Consider the following 17,779-nt stretch of genomic DNA (forward strand, 5'->3'; position numbering starts at 1 on the left):
ACCCACTGCCCGCAGGCCTTATTCAGTTTTTGTCGAAAATCGCTTCAATTAAACGGTTTTTTGGGCGATTTCCTCTGCAAGCTCCGCTGCAAGCTCGGTTACCGGCTTCGCCCCGATGTCCCCTTCTCCGCGCTTGCGCACCGAGACCGTGCCGGCTCCGGCTTCGTTCTCGCCGACGATCAGCATGTAAGGAATCTTCTCCAGCTGGGCTTCGCGGATCTTGTAGCCGAGCTTCTCGTTGCGCAGGTCGCTCTCGGCGCGGATGCCTGCCGCAAGCAGCTGCTCCTCGACTTGGCGGGCGTAACCTTCGTACACCTGGGATACCGGAATGACGCGCGCTTGCTGTGGGCTCAGCCAGAGCGGCAGGGCGCCGGCGAAGTTCTCCAGCAGGAATGCGGTCATGCGCTCCATCGTGCTGATGATGCCGCGGTGGATGACGACCGGACGATGCTTCTTGCCGTCCTCGCCGACATACTCGAGCTCAAAGCGTTCCGGAAGCAGGAAGTCCAGCTGAGCGGTAGAGAGCGTCTCTTCCTTGCCGAGAGCCGTCTTGATCTGCACGTCGAGCTTGGGACCGTAGAAGGCCGCCTCTCCCTCCGCCTCGAAGAACGGCAGGCCGAGCTCCTCGACGACTTCGCGCAGCATGCGCTGCGACATTTCCCACATCTCGTCGTTCTGGAAGTACTTCTCCGTATCCTGCGGATCCCGGTAGCTGAGACGGAACCGGTATTCCTTGATGCCGAAGTCCTCGTAAACCTTGCGGATCAGGTTGACGACACGCGCGAATTCTTCCTTGATCTGATCGGGACGGCAGAAGATATGCGCGTCGTTCAGAGTCATGGCCCGGACGCGATGCAATCCGGTCAAGGCGCCGGACATTTCGTAGCGGTGCATCGTGCCGAGCTCCGCCACGCGGATCGGCAGGTCGCGGTAGCTGCGCATGTCGCTCTTGAACACCATCATGTGGTGGGGACAGTTCATCGGACGCAGCACGAGCTCCTCGTTGTCCATGACCATCTTGGGGAACATGTCCTCGCTGTAGTGCTCCCAGTGCCCGCTCGTCTTGTACAGCTCGACATTGGCCAACACCGGCGTGTAGACATGCTGGTAGCCGAGCTTCTCTTCCAGGTCGACGATATAGCGCTCCAGCGTGCGGCGGACGCGTGCGCCGTTGGGCAGCCAGATCGGCAAGCCTTGTCCCACTTCCTTGGAGAACGTGAACATCTTCAGCTCGCGGCCGAGCTTGCGGTGGTCGCGCTTCTTGGCTTCTTCGAGCAGATGGAGATGCTCGTCCAGCTGCGCCTTCTTCGGAAATGCGGTACCGTAGATCCGCTGCAGCATCTTGTTCTTGGAATCGCCGCGCCAGTAGGCTCCGGCAACGCTCAGCAGCTTGAACGCCTTGATCTTGCCCGTGGACGGCAGATGCGGCCCCCGGCACAGATCGAAAAACTCGCCCTGGTCGTAGATGGTGATGACCGAGCCCTCCGGAAGGTCGCGGATCAGCTCCAGCTTGAGCGGGTCTTCCATCTTCTCGAATGTCGCCAGAGCCTCTTCGCGGCTGACCTCGCGGCGGCGGATCGGAATATCTTCCTTGATGATCCGCTCCATCTCCTTCTCGATCTTTTCCAGATCCTCAGGGGTGATGGACTGCTCCAGATCGATATCGTAATAGAAGCCGTCCTCAATGACCGGACCGATGCCCAGCTTGACCGTCTTCTCTCCATAGATGCGCTTGATCGCTTGAGCCATCAGATGGGCCGTGCTGTGACGGTATACCTCCAGTCCGTCCGCCGAGTCGAGCGTGACGATTTCGACCAGCGATCCGTCCTTGATCTCCGTGTTCAAATCCACGACTTTTCCGTCCAGCTTGCCCGCCACCGCGTTTTTCCGCAGTCCGGAGCTGATGGATCCCGCTACGTCCTCGATCGTCGCTCCCGGCTCGTAAGCACGGACCGCGCCGTCGGGAAGCTTGATTTCGATTGCCATTGTCATGACGCCTCCTGATTTATAAATAGGATCCTAAGGACGCAAAAAAGCACTGCGTCCCGCAAAGGGACGAGTGCTGTACGTTCAGACCCGTGGTTCCACCCTAATTCAACGCCGAGGCGTTCTCTGGGATCCGGTAACGGGGATTAGGCCGGCATCATTTACTTACCGGACAGGTCCGGGTTCCATCATGCAGCTTCGAAGGGGTACGGCCGCTTGCGCCTGCGTTAGGAATTTTCAGCCGGGATTCCTATCTCTGGGACGCGCGTCAAACGCCGCATGTCTTCATCAATGCTTTGACCACATTATATAGAAGCGGAACGTTTCCCGTCAAGGCTCTCCGGCGCCCGAAGCCTGGGAGGCACCCCCGATTCCGCATTCGCGGCAGCCTGGACATACTTCGGCGCGCTGCTCGAAAATAGCCTGGATCGTACGGATGACCTGGTGGTCCGGAGTCGGGGTATGGATCCGGATCGAGGCCGGCGCCGCCGTAATCAGGCTGCTCAGGACCATATCCTCCACATTGAGCTCGGCATCCACCAGCTCGGCGATGGCGCGGTCCTCGGAGCGGGTGTCCAGCGGAAGGAAATCCGCGTCCAGAAGCTGGATCTCCTGGCCGTCGTCCTGGACGACATGGACCAGCCTGCGGCGGCTCGGCTGCACCGCCACGAAATATTTGAGCAGGGAAATGAATTCCTGGTACTGCTTATCCATGACGTATTCCTCGACCGCATACTCCGCCGCTTCGCGCAGCTCCTGCCAATAGCCCTGCAGCCTGAACGTCACGAATCCCTGGAGGTTGAGGCGCGTATTCTCCGCGAGGAAGCTTTCCAGCTCGGCGGCCACTCTGGCCTCCCGCTGCCCACGGCTGCTCGCCTCTCCTCCCGCGAGCGGATGCGGCTCCTCGATCTGCCACTGCTCGCCGGACAGGACCAGCCTGCAGCACTGCTCTATCGTAGCGATCTCTTCGTCGCCGGTATAATGAAATTGCTTGCGGATGATCGTGCGGATGAGCACAGGCTCGCAACGCTCGACGATGTAGCCCGACAGCCTGGCTGCAGCCTGCGCATAGACAAGCCCTCCGTGCTCGGAGAGAGAGAATCCGGGAAGCCGGGCCGTGCAGATCAGGCTGCGGCCGGACGCTCCCGGCGACCAGTCCCATAATCGCTCCGCACCTTCCGCCAAGCCGGAGCCTGCCCCGTTCAGCTCGCGGCACAAGGCCTCGCCGCGGTCTTCTTCCTCCGCGATGAGATCCACAACAAGCAGCTCCATGCGCGCTCAACTCCTTTCCTTCCCTTTAGTATATGCCCGGCATGGTCGGATATTCGGCGGGGAGGAGCGCATGAGCCCTGGAATAAGCATTTTCCGGAGGAGGAAAAAGGTGGTTCTGCGGACATTTTCTATTCATAATGAGGATTGGATTGGCGATCTTTTCATGGTATATTGATTAACGTGTAACCAAGCTTGCATGCTGGAGTGACTCTATTTGGACGATCAATTGCTGGACTTCACCCGAGCGCGCTGGAACCGGATGCTGATGAACGGATTCTGGTGCCTGCTCGGTTTAATGATCTTATTCGAATTCTTGTATCTGGCCTTCATCACTCCGCTTGCTTCGGGAATCTTCTTCAAGAAATACATTCTGCTCCCAACCTTGCTTCATCTTTCCGTGTTGGTCGGGGCGGAATTTGCTATCCGCTATTTGTCCGAGAGACTGCGCGATTATTCGCTTCTGGTCGCTTCCGCTCTCATGACCTTCATCATTGTTGAAATCAATATCGAAGTGAACTATATCGTCATTGCGCTGTTTCTGCCCGTGCTGGTTTCCATTTTTTATTTCTCCTCCAAAAAGCTCGTCTTTGCCGACGTCCTTTGCCTGCTTTCCCTGTTCTGCCTCTACTTCTTCAACGACAACCTCGATATCTCCCTGGTCGGCATGCTTTCCATTACGGCCATGATGGGGGCATTCAGCCTTGTGGCTTGGGGAGTCATTACGAGAGGCAAGGAAATGCGCCAGTATTACATCCATACATCGCGCTTCAATCAGGAGCTGATGGTCAAGAACACGATCATGGACAAGCTGGCCAAGACGGACGCGCTTACGGAACTGTACAACCATATCACGTTCCATGAATACCTCGACAAGCTGATCGACCACCATGATGCCAGCGGAATGCCGCTGCAGCTTGCCTTGATCGACATCGACAACTTCAAGAGCGTCAACGATCAGTTCGGCCATCGGGCCGGCGATCTCGTCCTGAAGAAAGTGTCGGAGATCGTCCGCGCCCAGGCCGGCATGAACGATTTCGTCGCCCGCTACGGCGGCGAGGAGCTTGCCGTCATCTTCACGGACCGAGCGGCGGAGAAGTCCCTTCATATTTTGGAGGCGATGCAGACCAAGATTTCTTCAGCCGTATACGACAAGCTGGGAACCCGCCGCATAACGGTGAGCATCGGTTTCTCCGCTTATGCCGACGAAGGCAAGGAGAATTTCTTTGCCCGAACCGACAAAGCCCTCTATGCCGCCAAGTCCTCCGGCAAAAACCGCATCATCATCGCGGAAGAAGCGGATGTGGCCCAGGCAAGCTTCTCCTGAACGCCATACAGCCCCATTGCCTCCTTCCAGGTGGCAATGGGGCTGTTTTTTCAGCAGCAGAGGATGCCTTGCGGCACCCGAGGTCCTTTCGTGCATCCGTGCCCCGAGCCGCTTCTCGGCAGCTCCGAATCCACGGCGCATGCAAAAAAAGACGCGGGTCCGCCGGGAATCGCTGGGAGCGATCCGCCGGGACCCGCGTCGAGGCCAACCGTCTAGTTCTGCATCACGAAGTCGCGTTCGGCATGCTCTCCGTCATGGAAGACACGAAGAATGTCGTAGCGCGTGTTGCGCTGTGCGGGAATCTTGCCCGCCTCCCGGATATACTGGAGAATCAGCTCAATGTTGACCTTGTGGGTCGTGCCCGCCGCGGACACGACGTTCTCCTCCAGCATCGTGCTGCCGAAGTCGTTGACTCCGTACGAGAGCGACTGCTTGCCGATCTCCGGACCCATCGTCACCCAGCTCGCTTGCATGTTCGGAATATTGTCCAGCATGATGCGGTTGATGGCCACCATCTTGAGGTATTCCTCCGGCTTGGATTTCTCCCGCTTGAGGTTCGTGTTGTCCGGCTGGAAAGGCCAGGTGATGAAGGCCAGGAAGCCGGGAGAAGGATACCCGAGCGCCTTGCATTCATCCTGCGCTTCGCGGACGCGCAGCATATGCAGGGCGCGCTCCTCCATCGATTCCCCGAATCCGTACACCATCGTCGCCGTCGTGTTCATGCCGTTGCGCCAAGCCGCCTTCATCGTGTCCATCCAGTCGGTCCAGGAGCCCTTCAGCCGGCTGATCTTGCGGCGGGTGCGGTCGTCCAGAATCTCGCCGCCGCCTCCAGGCAAGGAATCGAGTCCCGCCTCGTGCAGCTCGCGAAGCGTCTCGTCCAGCGACAAGCCGGAGAGCACCTTCATCTTCTGGATTTCCGCCGGCGAGAAGCTGTGCATGGTCACTTCAGGGAAGCGGTCCTTGATCTTGCGCAGAATATCGAGATAGTACTGGAAAGGCAAATCGGGATTGACCCCTCCCTGCATCAGGATCTCGTCGCCGCCGACATCGACCGTCTCCTGGATTTTCTGCAGGATCGTCTCGTCCGGCAGCACATAGCCTTCCTTCGAGCCCGGAGGGCGGTAGAAGGCGCAGAAGCGGCAGTATACGTCGCAAATATTGGTGTAGTTGATGTTGCGTCCGATGTTGAACGTCACGATCGGCTCGGGATGCCTGCGCACCATGAGCTCATTTGCGACTCGTCCCATTTTCTCGATCTCGTCCGATTCCAGAAGCACGATGCAGTCCTCGAGACTGATCCTCTCACCCTGCAGCGCCTTATCCAGCACGCGGTCCACTTGTTGCATCCGGCAGCCTCCTCTATGCGAGCCGGGTCGTTCCCGGCCGTAATTGTTCCCGATTTCACAAAGTACGTTCCTATTTTCACAACCTAATCCTAACATGAACAAGGCCCCATCGTCACTCTCCAAAAAGACGACGAATCTCCAGCTACGGTGAGAAGGAGAAGCTAAAATCCGGCTTGCCGCCTCAAGAACGCTCCATATCGCCTCTCAAGGGCGTTTTGGCCCGTTCCCAAATCGGCCGGGCTGTGCCAATGAAGCCCGAAATCCGCTCCCTATCCGCATATCGGTCACCAGCTATTGGGACGCCGCAAAAAAGAGCACCGCCGAATGCGGCGGTGCCGAATGCTCCGGTCAGGATTCCCGCAGCGCTTCCTCGAGATCCTCGATCAAGTCGTCGATATGCTCCAGCCCGACCGAATAGCGCAGCAGGCCGTCGCCGATGCCCCGCTGCGCCCGCACCTCGGGAGGCATGGCCGCATGCGACATCATCGCCGGATAGGATAGAATGCTCTCGACTCCGCCTAGGCTGACGGCGACGATCGGCAGACGCACCTTGCTGAGCACTTCCTTGGCCCTCGCCGCGCTGCCGGTGTCGAAGGACACGACGGCGCCGTAGCCGAGCGACTGGCGCTCGTGGACTTCGCGGCCCGGATGGTCCGGCAGCCCCGGATAATACACGCGGCCGACGCCGTGATGCCGGGACAGCCAGTCCGCCAGTCTCCGCGCGCTGCTCTCGCTCTGGTCCATGCGCGCCTGCAGCGTCTTCATGCCGCGCATGAGCAGCCAGGCCTCTTGCGGAGCCAGAACCGCTCCAAGGCCGTTCTGCAGGGCGTAGAGGCGCTTGCCGAGCTCTTCGTCCGCCGTAACCGCGAGGCCCGCAAGCACGTCGCTGTGGCCGCCCAGGAACTTCGTCGCGCTGTGCAGCACGATGTCGACGCCGAGCTCCAGCGGACGCTGGTGGTACGGACTCATGAAGGTGTTGTCCACCATCGTCAGCAGGCCGTGCTCCCTGGCCCATGACGCCACGGCGGCGATATCCGTAATCTTGAGCGTCGGGTTGGACGGCGTCTCCATGAAGACGACGCGGGTATTCGGCTTCAGCGCCGCCTTCACCGCATCCAGATCCGTCATGTCCACGAACGTCGTCTCGATGTTCATCCGGCTCAGGACCGTCGTCAGGAAGCGGTAGGTGCCTCCATAGACGTCTTCCGTCACGATCGCATGATCCCCCGCCGACAACAGCAGGAAGGAGGTCGAGATGGCCGCCATGCCGGAGGCGAAGGCGAACCCGCGGTTCCCTCCCTCCAGCAGGGCGATCGCTTCCTCGACGGCCGCGCGGGTCGGATTGCCCGAGCGGCTGTAGTCATGCTTCGGCGGGCTGTAGATATCGTGGTGATGGAACGTCGACGCCTGCACGATCGGCGTGCTGGAGGCGCCCGTGAACTCGTCCACCTCGGAGCCGAAGTGGATCAGCTTCGTGGCGAAGCGCCGCTTGTCCGCGGCGCGCCCGTTTTCCGGCTGGCTGCCCTGTCCGCTCATGCCTGCACACCGCCTTCAATCTCGGTCCGCGCGGCTTCCAGAGCCTGCCCGAGATCATCGATGAGATCGTCAGCATGCTCGATGCCGACGGAGAAGCGCAGCAGCCGGTCGTCCACGCCCACGGCGCGGCGGATCTCCTCCGGAATGTCCGCATGCGTCTGGACGGCCGGGTACGTCATCAGCGACTCCACGCCGCCGAGGCTTTCGGCGAAAGCGATGAGCTTGATATGGCGCAGAATCGGCTCGACGCAGCGGGCATCCTTGACCTTGAAGGAGAATATGCCGGTGTTGCCGGAGGACTGTCGGTTCTGGATCTCATGTCCGGGATGGTCCTTGAGACCGGGATAGAACACTTCGGAGACGGCGGGATGTCCTTGGAGATATTCAGCCAGCCGCGTGGCGTTGTATTGATGGCGCTCCATGCGCAGGGCGAGCGTTTTCATGCCTCTCATCAGCAGCCAGGAATCCTGGGGCCCGAGCACCGCTCCGATGGAATTGTGCAGAATGCCCATTTCCTTCGACAGCTCCTCGCCCTTGGTGACGATGAGTCCGGCGAGGACGTCGTTATGTCCGCCCAGATATTTGGTCGCGCTATGGATGACGATGTCCGCGCCGAGCTCCAGCGGACGCTGGAAGAACGGGGTCAGAAGCGTATTGTCCACGATCGTCAGCAGGCCCTTGTCCTTGGCCCAATCGCATGCCGCCTTGATATCCGTCACCATCATGAGCGGATTGGTGGGCGTCTCGATCAGCACCGCCTTCGTCTCCGGACGGCGCAGCTTCTCCATCCCCTCGATATCGTTCGTGTCGATGTAGGAGGTCGTGACGCCGAAGCGCGACATGATCCGCTCCAGCAGCCGGTAGGTGCCTCCATACAGGTCGAGGGAGACGATGAGATGATCGCCCTGGCTGAACATGGCGAAGATCGTCTGCAGGGCGGCCATGCCGGAGCTGCAGGCGAATGCGGCGTCGCCGGATTCGAGCTCTGCGGCCGCTTCCTCCAGGACGCTGCGGGTCGGGCTCTTGGTGCGGGCGTAATCGAACCCGGTGCTCTGGCCGAGGCGAGGATGCCGGTAGGCGGTCGCCTGGTAGATGGGATAGCTGATCGATCCGGTGACGGGCTCTTCGATGGATCCGATTTGGGCAAGGCGGCTTTCGATCTTCATGGGCTGCTGGCTCCTTCGCTTCAATAAAGTGGGATGAATGGGTTCAAACGGCCGGATTCCGGACTATATATGGGCTCCGAGATCAAATGGCGTCTGCTGGTAGACGTAATAGTTCAGCCAGTTGGAGTACAGCAGGTTGGCATGCGCCCTCCAGGTGGACAGAGGCTTGCGGGACGGATCGTTGCCGGGATAATAGTTGATCGGCAGGGCGATATCCATGCCTTTGGCGATGTCGCGGTCGTATTCGTACTTGAGCGTCTCCGGATCGTATTCGGAATGGCCGGTGACGAAGATCTGGCGCCCATCCTTGGAGGCGACGAGGTATACGCCGGCATCCGGCGATTCCGAGAGGATGTCGAGATCGGCGATGCCCTCGATATCCTCTCGGCGGACCTCCGTGTGGCGCGACTGCGGCACGAAGAACATCTCGTCGAAGCCGCGCAGCAGGTTGACCCCGCGCTTCTCCACCGTGTGCGGATACACGCCGAAGATCTTCTGGTCGAGATCGTACTTGGGCACGCCGTAGTGATGGTACAGGCCGGCCTGTGAGGCCCAACAGATGTGGAAGGTCGAAGTCACGTGGCTGCGGCTCCAGTCCATGATGTCCTTCAGCTCTTCCCAGTAGTTCACTTCCTCGAAAGCCAGCTGCTCCACCGGGGCGCCGGTGATGACCATGCCGTCGAAATACAGATGGGCGATCTCGTCGAACGTCTTGTAGAACGATTGCAGATGATCCGACGACGTATTTTTCGACGTGTGCGTGCGCGGATGCAGCAGGACAGCCTCCACCTGCAGCGGCGTATTGCCGATGAGGCGGAGCAGCTGCGTCTCCGTCGTCTCCTTGTTCGGCATCAGGTTGAGGATTGCGATCCGCAGCGGGCGGATATCCTGATGGTAGGCGACGCTTTCGTCCATGACGAATATATTCTCTTCCGCCAGAACCTCCTTGGCGGGCAAATGGTCGGGTACTTTGATCGGCATGCCTGTCACTCCTTTTTCATGTATTGGATCATATCCCAGGGGGAGGGGCTACAGGCGCTGATGCATGCAAAAAGACCCCTTCTCGCGCTTGAGAAAGGGTCGCAGGGTTCTATGGACGGAAACGCATGCGCCTCTCTCATCTCCCAGACACGCCGCTGCCGCACGCGCATCCGCAAGAATTAGCACCGTGCGTTCGCACGCCGGTTGCCGGGCTTCATCGGGCTGGTCCCTCCGCCTACTCTTGATAAGAAAGTATCGATATTCAATTGGCCGTTCGGCTTCTGTACCTACAATACTGGATACCTAGGCGGGCCGTCAAGAAGCGAATTGCATCCAGCCGCGCCGCCCCAAAATATTTCCCATTGCTAAAACCGGCAGAAACGGATAAAATCAACGAAGTTTTGTCCGCTTGCAGCGGTACGGCTTCTACATCAGCCATGCAGGCGACGCGATTGCGGAGAGAGGGAAGAATGGACCGCATCTGCCGTTGTTCCCTCATTAAAAAAATCGAGAAAAAGGGGCGTCATGAATTTGAAGCGTGAAATCGGAGTATTGGAGAGGCCGCCACTCGGTCCGGGCCTTCTCCTCAGCCTGCAGCATCTGTTCGCCATGTTCGGCTCCACCGTGCTCGTGCCCAACATCCTGGGCGTGGATCCAGCCATCTGCCTTCTTATGAACGGCATCGGCACCCTGTTCTACATCCTCCTCACCAAAGGCCGCATCCCGGCCTACCTCGGCTCCAGCTTCGCCTTCATCGGACCGGCGTCCGGGGTCATCGCGGCCCACGCTTCCGGCGGAGGCTACGCGGCGGCGCTCGGCGGCTTCATCGCGGCGGGCATCGTCTTCACCATCGTCGCCCTCATCGTGCAGGCGGCGGGCACGGGATGGATCCATATCGTCTTTCCGCCGGCGGCTATGGGCGCCATCGTCGCCGTCATCGGGCTCGAGCTTGTGCCGGTAGCCGCGCGCATGGCCGGCTGGATCGCCCCGGATGCGGCGAAGGCGGCTTCATGGACGCCCGATTCGAAAGTCATCGCCCTTTCCATCATCACGCTGCTCGTCACCGTCTTCGGCTCCGTGCTCTTCCGCGGCTTCCTGAAGATCATTCCGATTCTGATCGGCATCGTCACCGGTTATGCCGTCGCCTATTTCATGGGAATGACGCATGAAGCGGGCGATGCGATCGCCGCGGCCGGATGGCTGCAGGCGCCTCAAGCGACCATGCCGGTGCTGGACTGGAACGCGGTCGCCATCATCCTGCCGGCCGCCTTCGTCGTCATCGCCGAGCATGTCGGCCATCTCGTCGTCACCGGCAACATCGTGAACAAGGACCTGTCCAAGGATCCCGGCCTGCACCGCTCGCTGCTCGGCAACGGCCTCAGCACGATCGTATCGGGCTTCGTCGGAGCAACTCCGAATACGACCTACGGCGAGAACATCGGCGTGCTCGCCATCACCCGCGTCTACAGCACCTTCGTCATCGGCGGCGCGGCACTCATCGCCATCCTGCTCTCTTTCTTCGGCAAGTTCTCCGCGCTCGTGGCCAACATTCCGCCGGCGGTCATGGGCGGCGTCTCCCTGCTGCTGTTCGGAGTCATCGCGGCGTCCGGGTTGCGCATCCTGATCGAGGAGAAGGTCGACTACGGCCGGCCGTCGAACCTGTTCCTGACGACAGTCGTGCTTGTGACCGGCCTCAGCGGCGTGAAGCTGACATTCGGCGACTTCTCCATCTCCGGCATGGCGCTTGCCACCGTGGTCGCCGTCGTGTTCAGCCTGCTGTTCAAGCTGTTCGAAGTGACCGGCCTCTCCAACGAAAAGGATGGAACGGAAGGGCACTGATATCATCTTCAGGAAGAGTTTCCTCGGCTGTTAATAGCCTTGGGAACTCTTTTCCGCTTTCCGGCCGAGGCAGCAGCTTTCCGCCGCCATCTCCGATTTCCATCTGATTAATCGACCGATTTAGCCGGTATCCGGCCTCTTGCGGCGCGCCTTAAAATGTAAGTGCTTACATTTTAAATCGGACAAGGGAGGTCTATCGTGTTCAAATCCATCTGCATCACCCTGCTCGCAGCCGCTCTGTCGCTGCCTGCCCAATTGCCGGCCGCCGCCGCGGCCGCGGATGAAGCTCCCCAAGCCTCGAGCGAAGCCTACAGCTGGGGTCGGGCCGCCGTCGTCGGCGGAGGGTTCATTCCCGGCATCGTCTACAGCAAGGCCGAACAGGGACTTGCCTACGTCCGGACGGACATGGGCGGCGCCTATCGCCGTGACGCCTCCACGGGCGGCGTCTGGAAGCAGCTGCTGGAGGGAATCGGCATGGAGGAATGGAATCTGCTCGGCGTGGAGAGCATCGCTCCCGATCCGTCCGATCCGAACCGGGTCTATGCCGCGCTAGGCACCTATACCAATGACTGGACCGACATGAACGGCTACATCTACCGCTCCTCCGACCGGGGGGACAGCTGGCAGCGGACGGAGCTTCCCTTCAAGCTCGGAGGCAATATGCCCGGACGCTCCATGGGCGAGCGGCTGGCCGTCGATCCCAACGACGGAGACATCCTCTATCTCGGCGCGCGCAGCGGCAACGGCCTCTGGAGAAGCGCCGATGCCGGGGCCACCTGGAGCCGGGTCGCTGCCTTCCCCGCCGTCGGCTCGGCTGCAGACGACTATATGAAGGATCCCATCGGAGTCGTCTGGGTCGCCTTCGACCCTTCATCCGGAACGAAGGGAAGCCCGACGCCGGTCATCTATGCGGGAACGGCGGACCGGGATGCCTCCATCTACCGCAGCCGGGATTCCGGCGCGACATGGGAAGCCGTGCCGGGCCAGCCCGGCCAGGGCTTCCTGCCGCATCACGGCGTCCTCTCGTCCGACGGCCGGCTCTACGTGACCTACGCCAAGGATATCGGACCTTATAACGGCGGCGAAGGCTCGGTCTGGGTTCTCGATACGGCTTCCGGACAATGGAGCGACATCAGTCCGGAAGGCGCAGGCAGCACCTCCAGCCCGTACGGCGGCCTCGCCGTCGACGCCCGCCATCCCGGCACCGTCATGGTCGCAACGATGAACAAATGGTGGCCGGACGAGCAGATCTACCGCAGCCTAGACGGAGGCCGGACATGGAAGCCGTTCTGGACGTTCGGCAATTACCCGGAGCGGAACAACGGCTACGAGCTGGACGCCTCCCTTTCCCCTTGGCTGGACTGGGGGGTGAAGGACAAGCCCCTGCCCGAAACTTCGCCCAAGCTGGGCTGGATGATCGGCAGCCTGGAGATCGATCCGTTCGACTCCGGCTCGATTCTGTACGGAACGGGAGCGACGCTGTACGGCGCTTCCGACGTGACCGCGCTCGACCAGCCGCTCACAGCGGGAGGCAGCGTCTACGGACCTGTGCATCTGTCCGTCCAGGCGGGGGGCATCGAGGAGACCTCCGTGCTCGGGCTCATCAGCCCGCCGGCAGGAGCTCCTCTGCTCAGCGCGATGGGCGATATCGGAGGCTTCCGCCACGCCGATCTGTCCAGAGCTCCTGAGATGATCACGAATCCTTATATCGGAACAAGCACGGATCTGGACTATGCCGAGCTTGACCCCGACTTCATCGTGCGGGTCGGCAATGTCTCCGGCAGTGATGCCGGCATCGGGGTGTCCCGGGACAACGGCATCACCTGGAAACCCGGCACGAATCCATGGGGAAGCGGCTCGTCCGTCGGCGGCGGTTATGTGGCGGCTTCCGCCGACGGCCGCTCCATCCTCTGGAGTCCGGAAGGCCAGCCCGCAAGCCGGTCCGCGGACGACGGACAGACATGGCAGCCGTCCGCAGGCATTCCAGCCGGCGCTGCCGTCAGCTCCGACCGCGTCAATCCGGACAAATTCTACGGCTTCAGCGACGGCATCTTCTACACGAGCGCCGATGGCGGAGCGACCTTCCATCAAGAGGCGGCGACGGGGCTTCCGAAGCGGATCACCAGCAAATTCAAAGCCGTTCCGGGTGTCGAAGGCGACATCTGGCTTGCCGCGGCATCGGACAATAAAAATCCCGAGGATGCGTTCGGCCTGTACCGCTCCACGGATTCCGGAGCCAGCTTCCGGCAGGTTCAAGGCGTCGAGGAGTCGGCTTCGGTCGGCTTCGGCAAAGCCGCTGCCGGACAGCCATACATGGCTGTGTACAGTTATGCGAAGGTCGATGGGAAGTGGGGCATCTACCGCTCCGACGACGCAGGCGGCCGCTGGACGCGCATCAATGACGACGCCCATCAGTTCGGCGCCGCCAACCGGACGATAACGGGAGATCCACGTGTATACGGCCGCGTTTACGTCGGAACCAACGGCCTCGGCGTCGTGGTCGGGGAACGGCAGGCCCAGGAGCCGAATCCGGGCTCGGAGCCTTCGCCGAGCTCCGGGCCGACTCCGAGCGCAGCCCCTTCCCCGAGCTCCGGGCCGACTCCGAGCACGGCCCCTTCCCCGAGCTCCGGGCCGACTCCGAGCGCGGAGACGAATCCGGGCACGGAGCCCTCTGCGACGCCGGCTCCAGGACCGGCTTGGACACCAACGCCGACGCCGAGCGCTTCGCCTGCCCCATCGGCGGCTCCAACGCCGGCAGCGTCTCCCGCGCCATCCGCATCTCCGCCGGACGGATCGGCCGGCAGCGCCCGCCCGTTCACCGATCTTGCGGATGCGCCTTGGGCCGCCGCCGACATCGGCAGGCTCGCCGCGCTGGATATCGTCCGCGGCTCCCTCGCCGGCGCCTTCGAGCCGAACCGCGCCGTCACCCGCGCGGAATTCACCGTCCTTCTGCAGCGGGCGCTGAAGCTTCCCGAAGCAGCCGCGGCGGGTCCGGGCCCGTTCAAGGACGTCCCTCCGGGCGCCTGGTACAGCCAAGCCGTTGCGGCCGCGGCGGAAGCAGGCCTGATCTCGGGCACAGGCAGCGGAGCCTTCGAGCCGTCCAGGCCGCTGACGCGCCAGGAGCTCGCCGTCATGGCGATGCGGGCTCTGCAGCTGCTCGGCAAGCTCCAGCCGCCCGACGCTGCGGATATCCCTTCGCTTCTTGGCGCCTACAAGGACGGCGGCAGGACGGCCCCGTATGCCCAGGCCTCCCTCGCAGGCCTCCTTCAGGCCGGCATGCTGTCCGGGATGCCGGATGGCAGCCTCGCCCCGGCGCAGCCTGCCACTCGCGCCCAAGCGGCCGTTCTGCTGCTGCGGCTTCTCGGCCGCTGAACCGGCTTTCGCCGGCGCGACAGCGTCCACACACAACCGGAATTCCGCATCTTTGCGGGTTCCGGTTTTTTTCCGCTGCTCGGATCCACATGTTCCGCTCGCTCCCGTTCTCGGACGGCCTTGGATATCGGCTTCCCGCGACTGCCCAAAAGGCGGCGGCCGCTTTATTTTCCGGTATTCCTGCGTATCGGCGCGCCCCCGGTAACCCCCTTCCCGCCTTCCGCATACACTGCACGAACTATCCGGCGGAGAGGGCGGCGGCAGGCGATATTTCCCCGTCTGAATTTCCTTGAGTCCATCCTGTCCTAAAGAGTATACTAGACAAGACTTTCATACTGCCCCGAGGGGAACAAGGAGTGAAACGCCATGGAAGGCGAAGGGCCTAAGCCAGCCTCTAGCAACGATCAGCAAACCCAACACCAAGAAGACGACAAGTCGGACCCCGCCTTGCGTGGACGTTGATCTCCCTGCCCTGCAGGCTCTTCTCCGCCCGCCGCCAACGGCCGCGGCATCCGGCTCCTGCTCGTTCTTCCGCGAGAGGAGAATAAACCATGAAAATCCGCATGGTCAACAACGGGGTGTTCGCCCCCGTCGAAGATTTGCAAGCAACGCTTGTCCCGCCCCTCGAGGGCTTCTACTGGATCGATGCGGACGTCGAGGACCTTGCCGTCCTCCAGCCGCTGTTCGGCCTTCACGACCTGGCCGTCGAGGACTGTCTGAGCGAGGAGGAGCAGCGCCCGAAGATCGAGCTGTACGAAGGCCATTATTTTATCGTCATCAACAGCATCAGGTTCGATGACGAGGAGATCTTCCTCCGGGCGCTCAACATGTTTCTCGGCCGGCATTACATCATCACCGTCACGAAGCAGAAGATCAACGAGCTGCGTGCCCTGAAGCCGATTCTCTGGGAGCAGGACGTCAACCGACCGGACCGCTTCCTGTACCATCTCGTCGACCTTGTCGTGGACAATTACTTCCTCGTCGGCGACCGGATCGAGGCGCGCATCGAGAGCCTTGAGGAAGACATCCTCATGCATACGAAAAAATCGCATCTCGGCGAGATCATCGGCCTGCGCAGCGAGATTCTCTGGCTCAAGAAGGTGCTCGGCCCTCAGCGCGACGTCATCGCCACGCTGAACAAAAAGGATCTTCGCCTCATCGACGACCAGCTGCAGAAGTACTTCAGCGACATCTACGAGAATGCGGTCAAGATCACCGAGACGTTCGACACGTACCGCGACCTCATGGCGAACTTGCGCGAGGCTTACCAGTCCAGCCTGTCCAGCCGCGCCAACGAGATCATGCGCGTGTTCACGGCGCTGACGACGATTTTCATGCCTCTGACGTTCATCACCGGCATCTACGGCATGAACTTCTCCCATCTGCCGGGAGAGCATTTCTATTACGGCTTCTACCTCATCATGGGCTTCATGCTCATGCTGGGCGGCGGCATGCTGTTCCTGTTCCGCAAGAAAGAGTGGCTGTAATGAGAGCGGCCGGTCCCCGAAGACGAAGCAAACCCCTTGCATGAGCGGCTGCGAAGCGCGGCCGGTGCAAGGGGTTTGCTGTTTTCGGGAATGATGAGGGAGGACGGCCGCTGCCCCGCAGAACTAGGCTCCGAAGCCGCTGCCGCCTGCCGCGGCGCCCGGAAGCTCCGCCTGCTCCGCTTGCAGCGCTCCCTTGACGAAGTCGACCAGCGACAGCAGGACCATTCCGATCAGGAAGAAAGCGGCCACCGACAGGATCGCCGTCCGGGTCGAGCCTGTCAGCGTGCCGACAATGGAGAAGACGAGCGGGCCGAGCATGGAGGTGAACTTGCTGGAAAGGGCGAGGAATCCGAACCATTCGCCGGATCTGCCTGCCGGAAGAAGTCCCGCGTACAGCGAGCGCGCGGCCGACTGGCTGCCGCCCTGGACAAGGCCGACCATGAACGCCAGGATGTAGAAATGCAGCTGGTTCGTCATGAAGTAGCCGAGCACGACGATGACCAGATACACAGCCAGCGAGTACATCAGCATCCGCTTGGCGCCGAATCGGGATACCAGCCGCCCGAACAGCAGCGTCGCCGGCAAGCCTGTGAACTGGGTAATCAGCAGAGCCAGGATGAGGTCGCTCGATTCGATGCCGATGCTGGAGCCGTAGATCGTCGCCATGACGATGACCGTGCTGATGCCGTCGTTGAAAAACCAGAAGGCGATCATGTATTTGAGAAGCTCGGGATACCTCTTCAGCGAGCGCAGCGTTCCGCCGAGGCGCCGCATGGATTGCCAGGCCGTCCGGCCTACCCTCCTCAGCGCCGGACCGGACGCCCGATCCGGGCGCGGCTCCTTCCAGTTCAGGAAGAGCGGCAGCGAGAACAGCAGCCACCAGATGCCGACCGTCACGAACGAGGCTTTGGTGGCGGCCGTCGAATCCGCGAATCCGAACCACTCCGGCTTCTGGATCATGAGGATATTGGCGGCGAGCAGCAGCCCTCCGCCCGCGTAACCCATCGCATAGCCTTGAGCGCTTACCTTGTGGCGGTCATTTTCCGGTATGCCGTCGCGCAGAAGAGCGTCATAGAAGGTGCCGCCGGTCGTGAAGCCGATGATGCCGAGAATGAGCAGGCAGGAAGCGAGGAACCAGTCTCCTTCCCCGGCAAAAGCCATCAGCGAGCTCGGAACGGCGCCGAGCAGGGTGAAGGCGATAAGGAACCGCAGCTTGGAGCCGAGCAGGTCGGCCGCAGCCCCAGCGAGCGGCGACAGCAGGGCGACGAACAGCATGGCGATGCTCTGGGTGTTGGCCCAGTAGACGGAGGCCAGCGAGCCTTCAAGGCCTTTTCCCGCGACCTGGTCGTAGTATACCGGCATGACTGCCGCAATCATCGTCGTAGCGAACGCGGAGTTGGCCCAATCGTACAAGATCCAGCCCCTGACAGCCTTTTTGTCCATAAGGAATGCAATCCTCCTCTGATTCGG

Annotated in this window: 11 protein-coding genes and 1 riboswitch; of the genes, 4 read left to right on the forward strand and 7 right to left on the reverse strand. The window is 61.3% G+C overall.

Annotated elements, in window-relative coordinates; genetic code table 11:
* Positions 1-48 precede the first annotated feature (48 nt).
* Both thrS and ytxC read right to left on the reverse strand, forming a co-directional pair.
* Complete coding sequence (gene thrS / locus CIC07_RS19160; protein WP_076353831.1) at positions 49-1,986, reverse strand: threonine--tRNA ligase; 1,938 nt, start codon at positions 1,984-1,986, stop codon at positions 49-51.
* Positions 1,987-2,316: 330 nt separating this feature from the next.
* The gene (gene ytxC / locus CIC07_RS19165) at positions 2,317-3,258 is read right to left on the reverse strand and encodes a putative sporulation protein YtxC (protein WP_076353829.1); all 942 of its coding nucleotides are present in this window, start codon (positions 3,256-3,258) and stop codon (positions 2,317-2,319) included.
* Between the two features lie 214 nt (positions 3,259-3,472).
* On the opposite strand from ytxC, the gene CIC07_RS19170 reads away from it, so the two are divergent.
* Positions 3,473-4,582: a GGDEF domain-containing protein gene (locus CIC07_RS19170; RefSeq protein ID WP_094248194.1), complete on the forward strand. Its 1,110-nt coding sequence runs from the start codon at positions 3,473-3,475 to the stop codon at positions 4,580-4,582.
* 212 nt (positions 4,583-4,794) lie between these two features.
* On the opposite strand, the gene mqnC is transcribed toward CIC07_RS19170, so the two are convergent.
* The 4 genes from mqnC to metA form a co-directional block, all read right to left on the reverse strand.
* Positions 4,795-5,928 carry a cyclic dehypoxanthinyl futalosine synthase gene (gene mqnC / locus CIC07_RS19175; RefSeq protein WP_076353825.1) on the reverse strand — a complete coding sequence of 378 codons (1,134 nt, stop codon included), beginning with the start codon at positions 5,926-5,928 and terminating at the stop codon, positions 4,795-4,797.
* Between the two features lie 348 nt (positions 5,929-6,276).
* A complete protein-coding gene (locus CIC07_RS19180; RefSeq protein ID WP_076353823.1) occupies positions 6,277-7,464 on the reverse strand; it encodes a trans-sulfuration enzyme family protein in 1,188 nt (395 codons plus the stop codon).
* Entirely contained in the window at positions 7,461-8,630 is a 1,170-nt protein-coding gene (locus tag CIC07_RS19185) for an aminotransferase class I/II-fold pyridoxal phosphate-dependent enzyme (protein ID WP_076353821.1), read from the reverse strand. Before CIC07_RS19185 ends, CIC07_RS19180 begins: the two co-directional genes overlap by 4 nt.
* 63 nt (positions 8,631-8,693) lie before the next feature.
* Complete coding sequence (metA, locus tag CIC07_RS19190; protein ID WP_076353819.1) at positions 8,694-9,611, reverse strand: homoserine O-acetyltransferase MetA; 918 nt, start codon at positions 9,609-9,611, stop codon at positions 8,694-8,696.
* 133 nt (positions 9,612-9,744) lie between these two features.
* Positions 9,745-9,862, reverse strand: a riboswitch (SAM riboswitch).
* A gap of 280 nt (positions 9,863-10,142) precedes the next feature.
* Here metA and uraA point away from each other — a divergent pair.
* From uraA to corA, 3 genes are all read left to right on the forward strand, one after another.
* Entirely contained in the window at positions 10,143-11,450 is a 1,308-nt protein-coding gene (gene uraA, locus CIC07_RS19195) for a uracil permease (RefSeq protein WP_076356758.1), read from the forward strand.
* A gap of 198 nt (positions 11,451-11,648) precedes the next feature.
* Complete coding sequence (locus CIC07_RS19200) at positions 11,649-14,822, forward strand: S-layer homology domain-containing protein (RefSeq protein WP_076353817.1); 3,174 nt, start codon at positions 11,649-11,651, stop codon at positions 14,820-14,822.
* A 551-nt stretch (positions 14,823-15,373) separates the two neighbouring features.
* Positions 15,374-16,309: a magnesium/cobalt transporter CorA gene (gene corA, locus CIC07_RS19205; protein ID WP_076353815.1), complete on the forward strand. Its 936-nt coding sequence runs from the start codon at positions 15,374-15,376 to the stop codon at positions 16,307-16,309.
* A gap of 123 nt (positions 16,310-16,432) precedes the next feature.
* Here corA and CIC07_RS19210 read toward each other — a convergent pair whose 3' ends face one another.
* On the reverse strand, positions 16,433-17,752 hold the full coding sequence (locus tag CIC07_RS19210) for an MFS transporter (RefSeq protein WP_076353813.1): 1,320 nt from the start codon (positions 17,750-17,752) through the stop codon (positions 16,433-16,435).
* Positions 17,753-17,779: the final 27 nt, after the last annotated feature.

Source organism: Paenibacillus sp. RUD330 (assembly GCF_002243345.2).
Classification (GTDB): Bacteria; Bacillota; Bacilli; order Paenibacillales; family Paenibacillaceae; genus Paenibacillus_O.

Coding starts and splice junctions, on each gene's coding strand:
- metA (WP_076353819.1), bottom strand. CDS start 9,611: ATGCCGATCAAAGTACCCGACCATTTGCCCGCCAAGGAGGTTCTGGCG.
- mqnC (WP_076353825.1), bottom strand. CDS start 5,928: ATGCAACAAGTGGACCGCGTGCTGGATAAGGCGCTGCAGGGTGAGAGG.
- thrS (WP_076353831.1), bottom strand. CDS start 1,986: ATGGCAATCGAAATCAAGCTTCCCGACGGCGCGGTCCGTGCTTACGAG.
- CIC07_RS19210 (WP_076353813.1), bottom strand. CDS start 17,752: ATGGACAAAAAGGCTGTCAGGGGCTGGATCTTGTACGATTGGGCCAAC.
- CIC07_RS19185 (WP_076353821.1), bottom strand. CDS start 8,630: ATGAAGATCGAAAGCCGCCTTGCCCAAATCGGATCCATCGAAGAGCCC.
- ytxC (WP_076353829.1), bottom strand. CDS start 3,258: ATGGAGCTGCTTGTTGTGGATCTCATCGCGGAGGAAGAAGACCGCGGC.
- corA (WP_076353815.1), top strand. CDS start 15,374: ATGAAAATCCGCATGGTCAACAACGGGGTGTTCGCCCCCGTCGAAGAT.
- CIC07_RS19180 (WP_076353823.1), bottom strand. CDS start 7,464: ATGAGCGGACAGGGCAGCCAGCCGGAAAACGGGCGCGCCGCGGACAAG.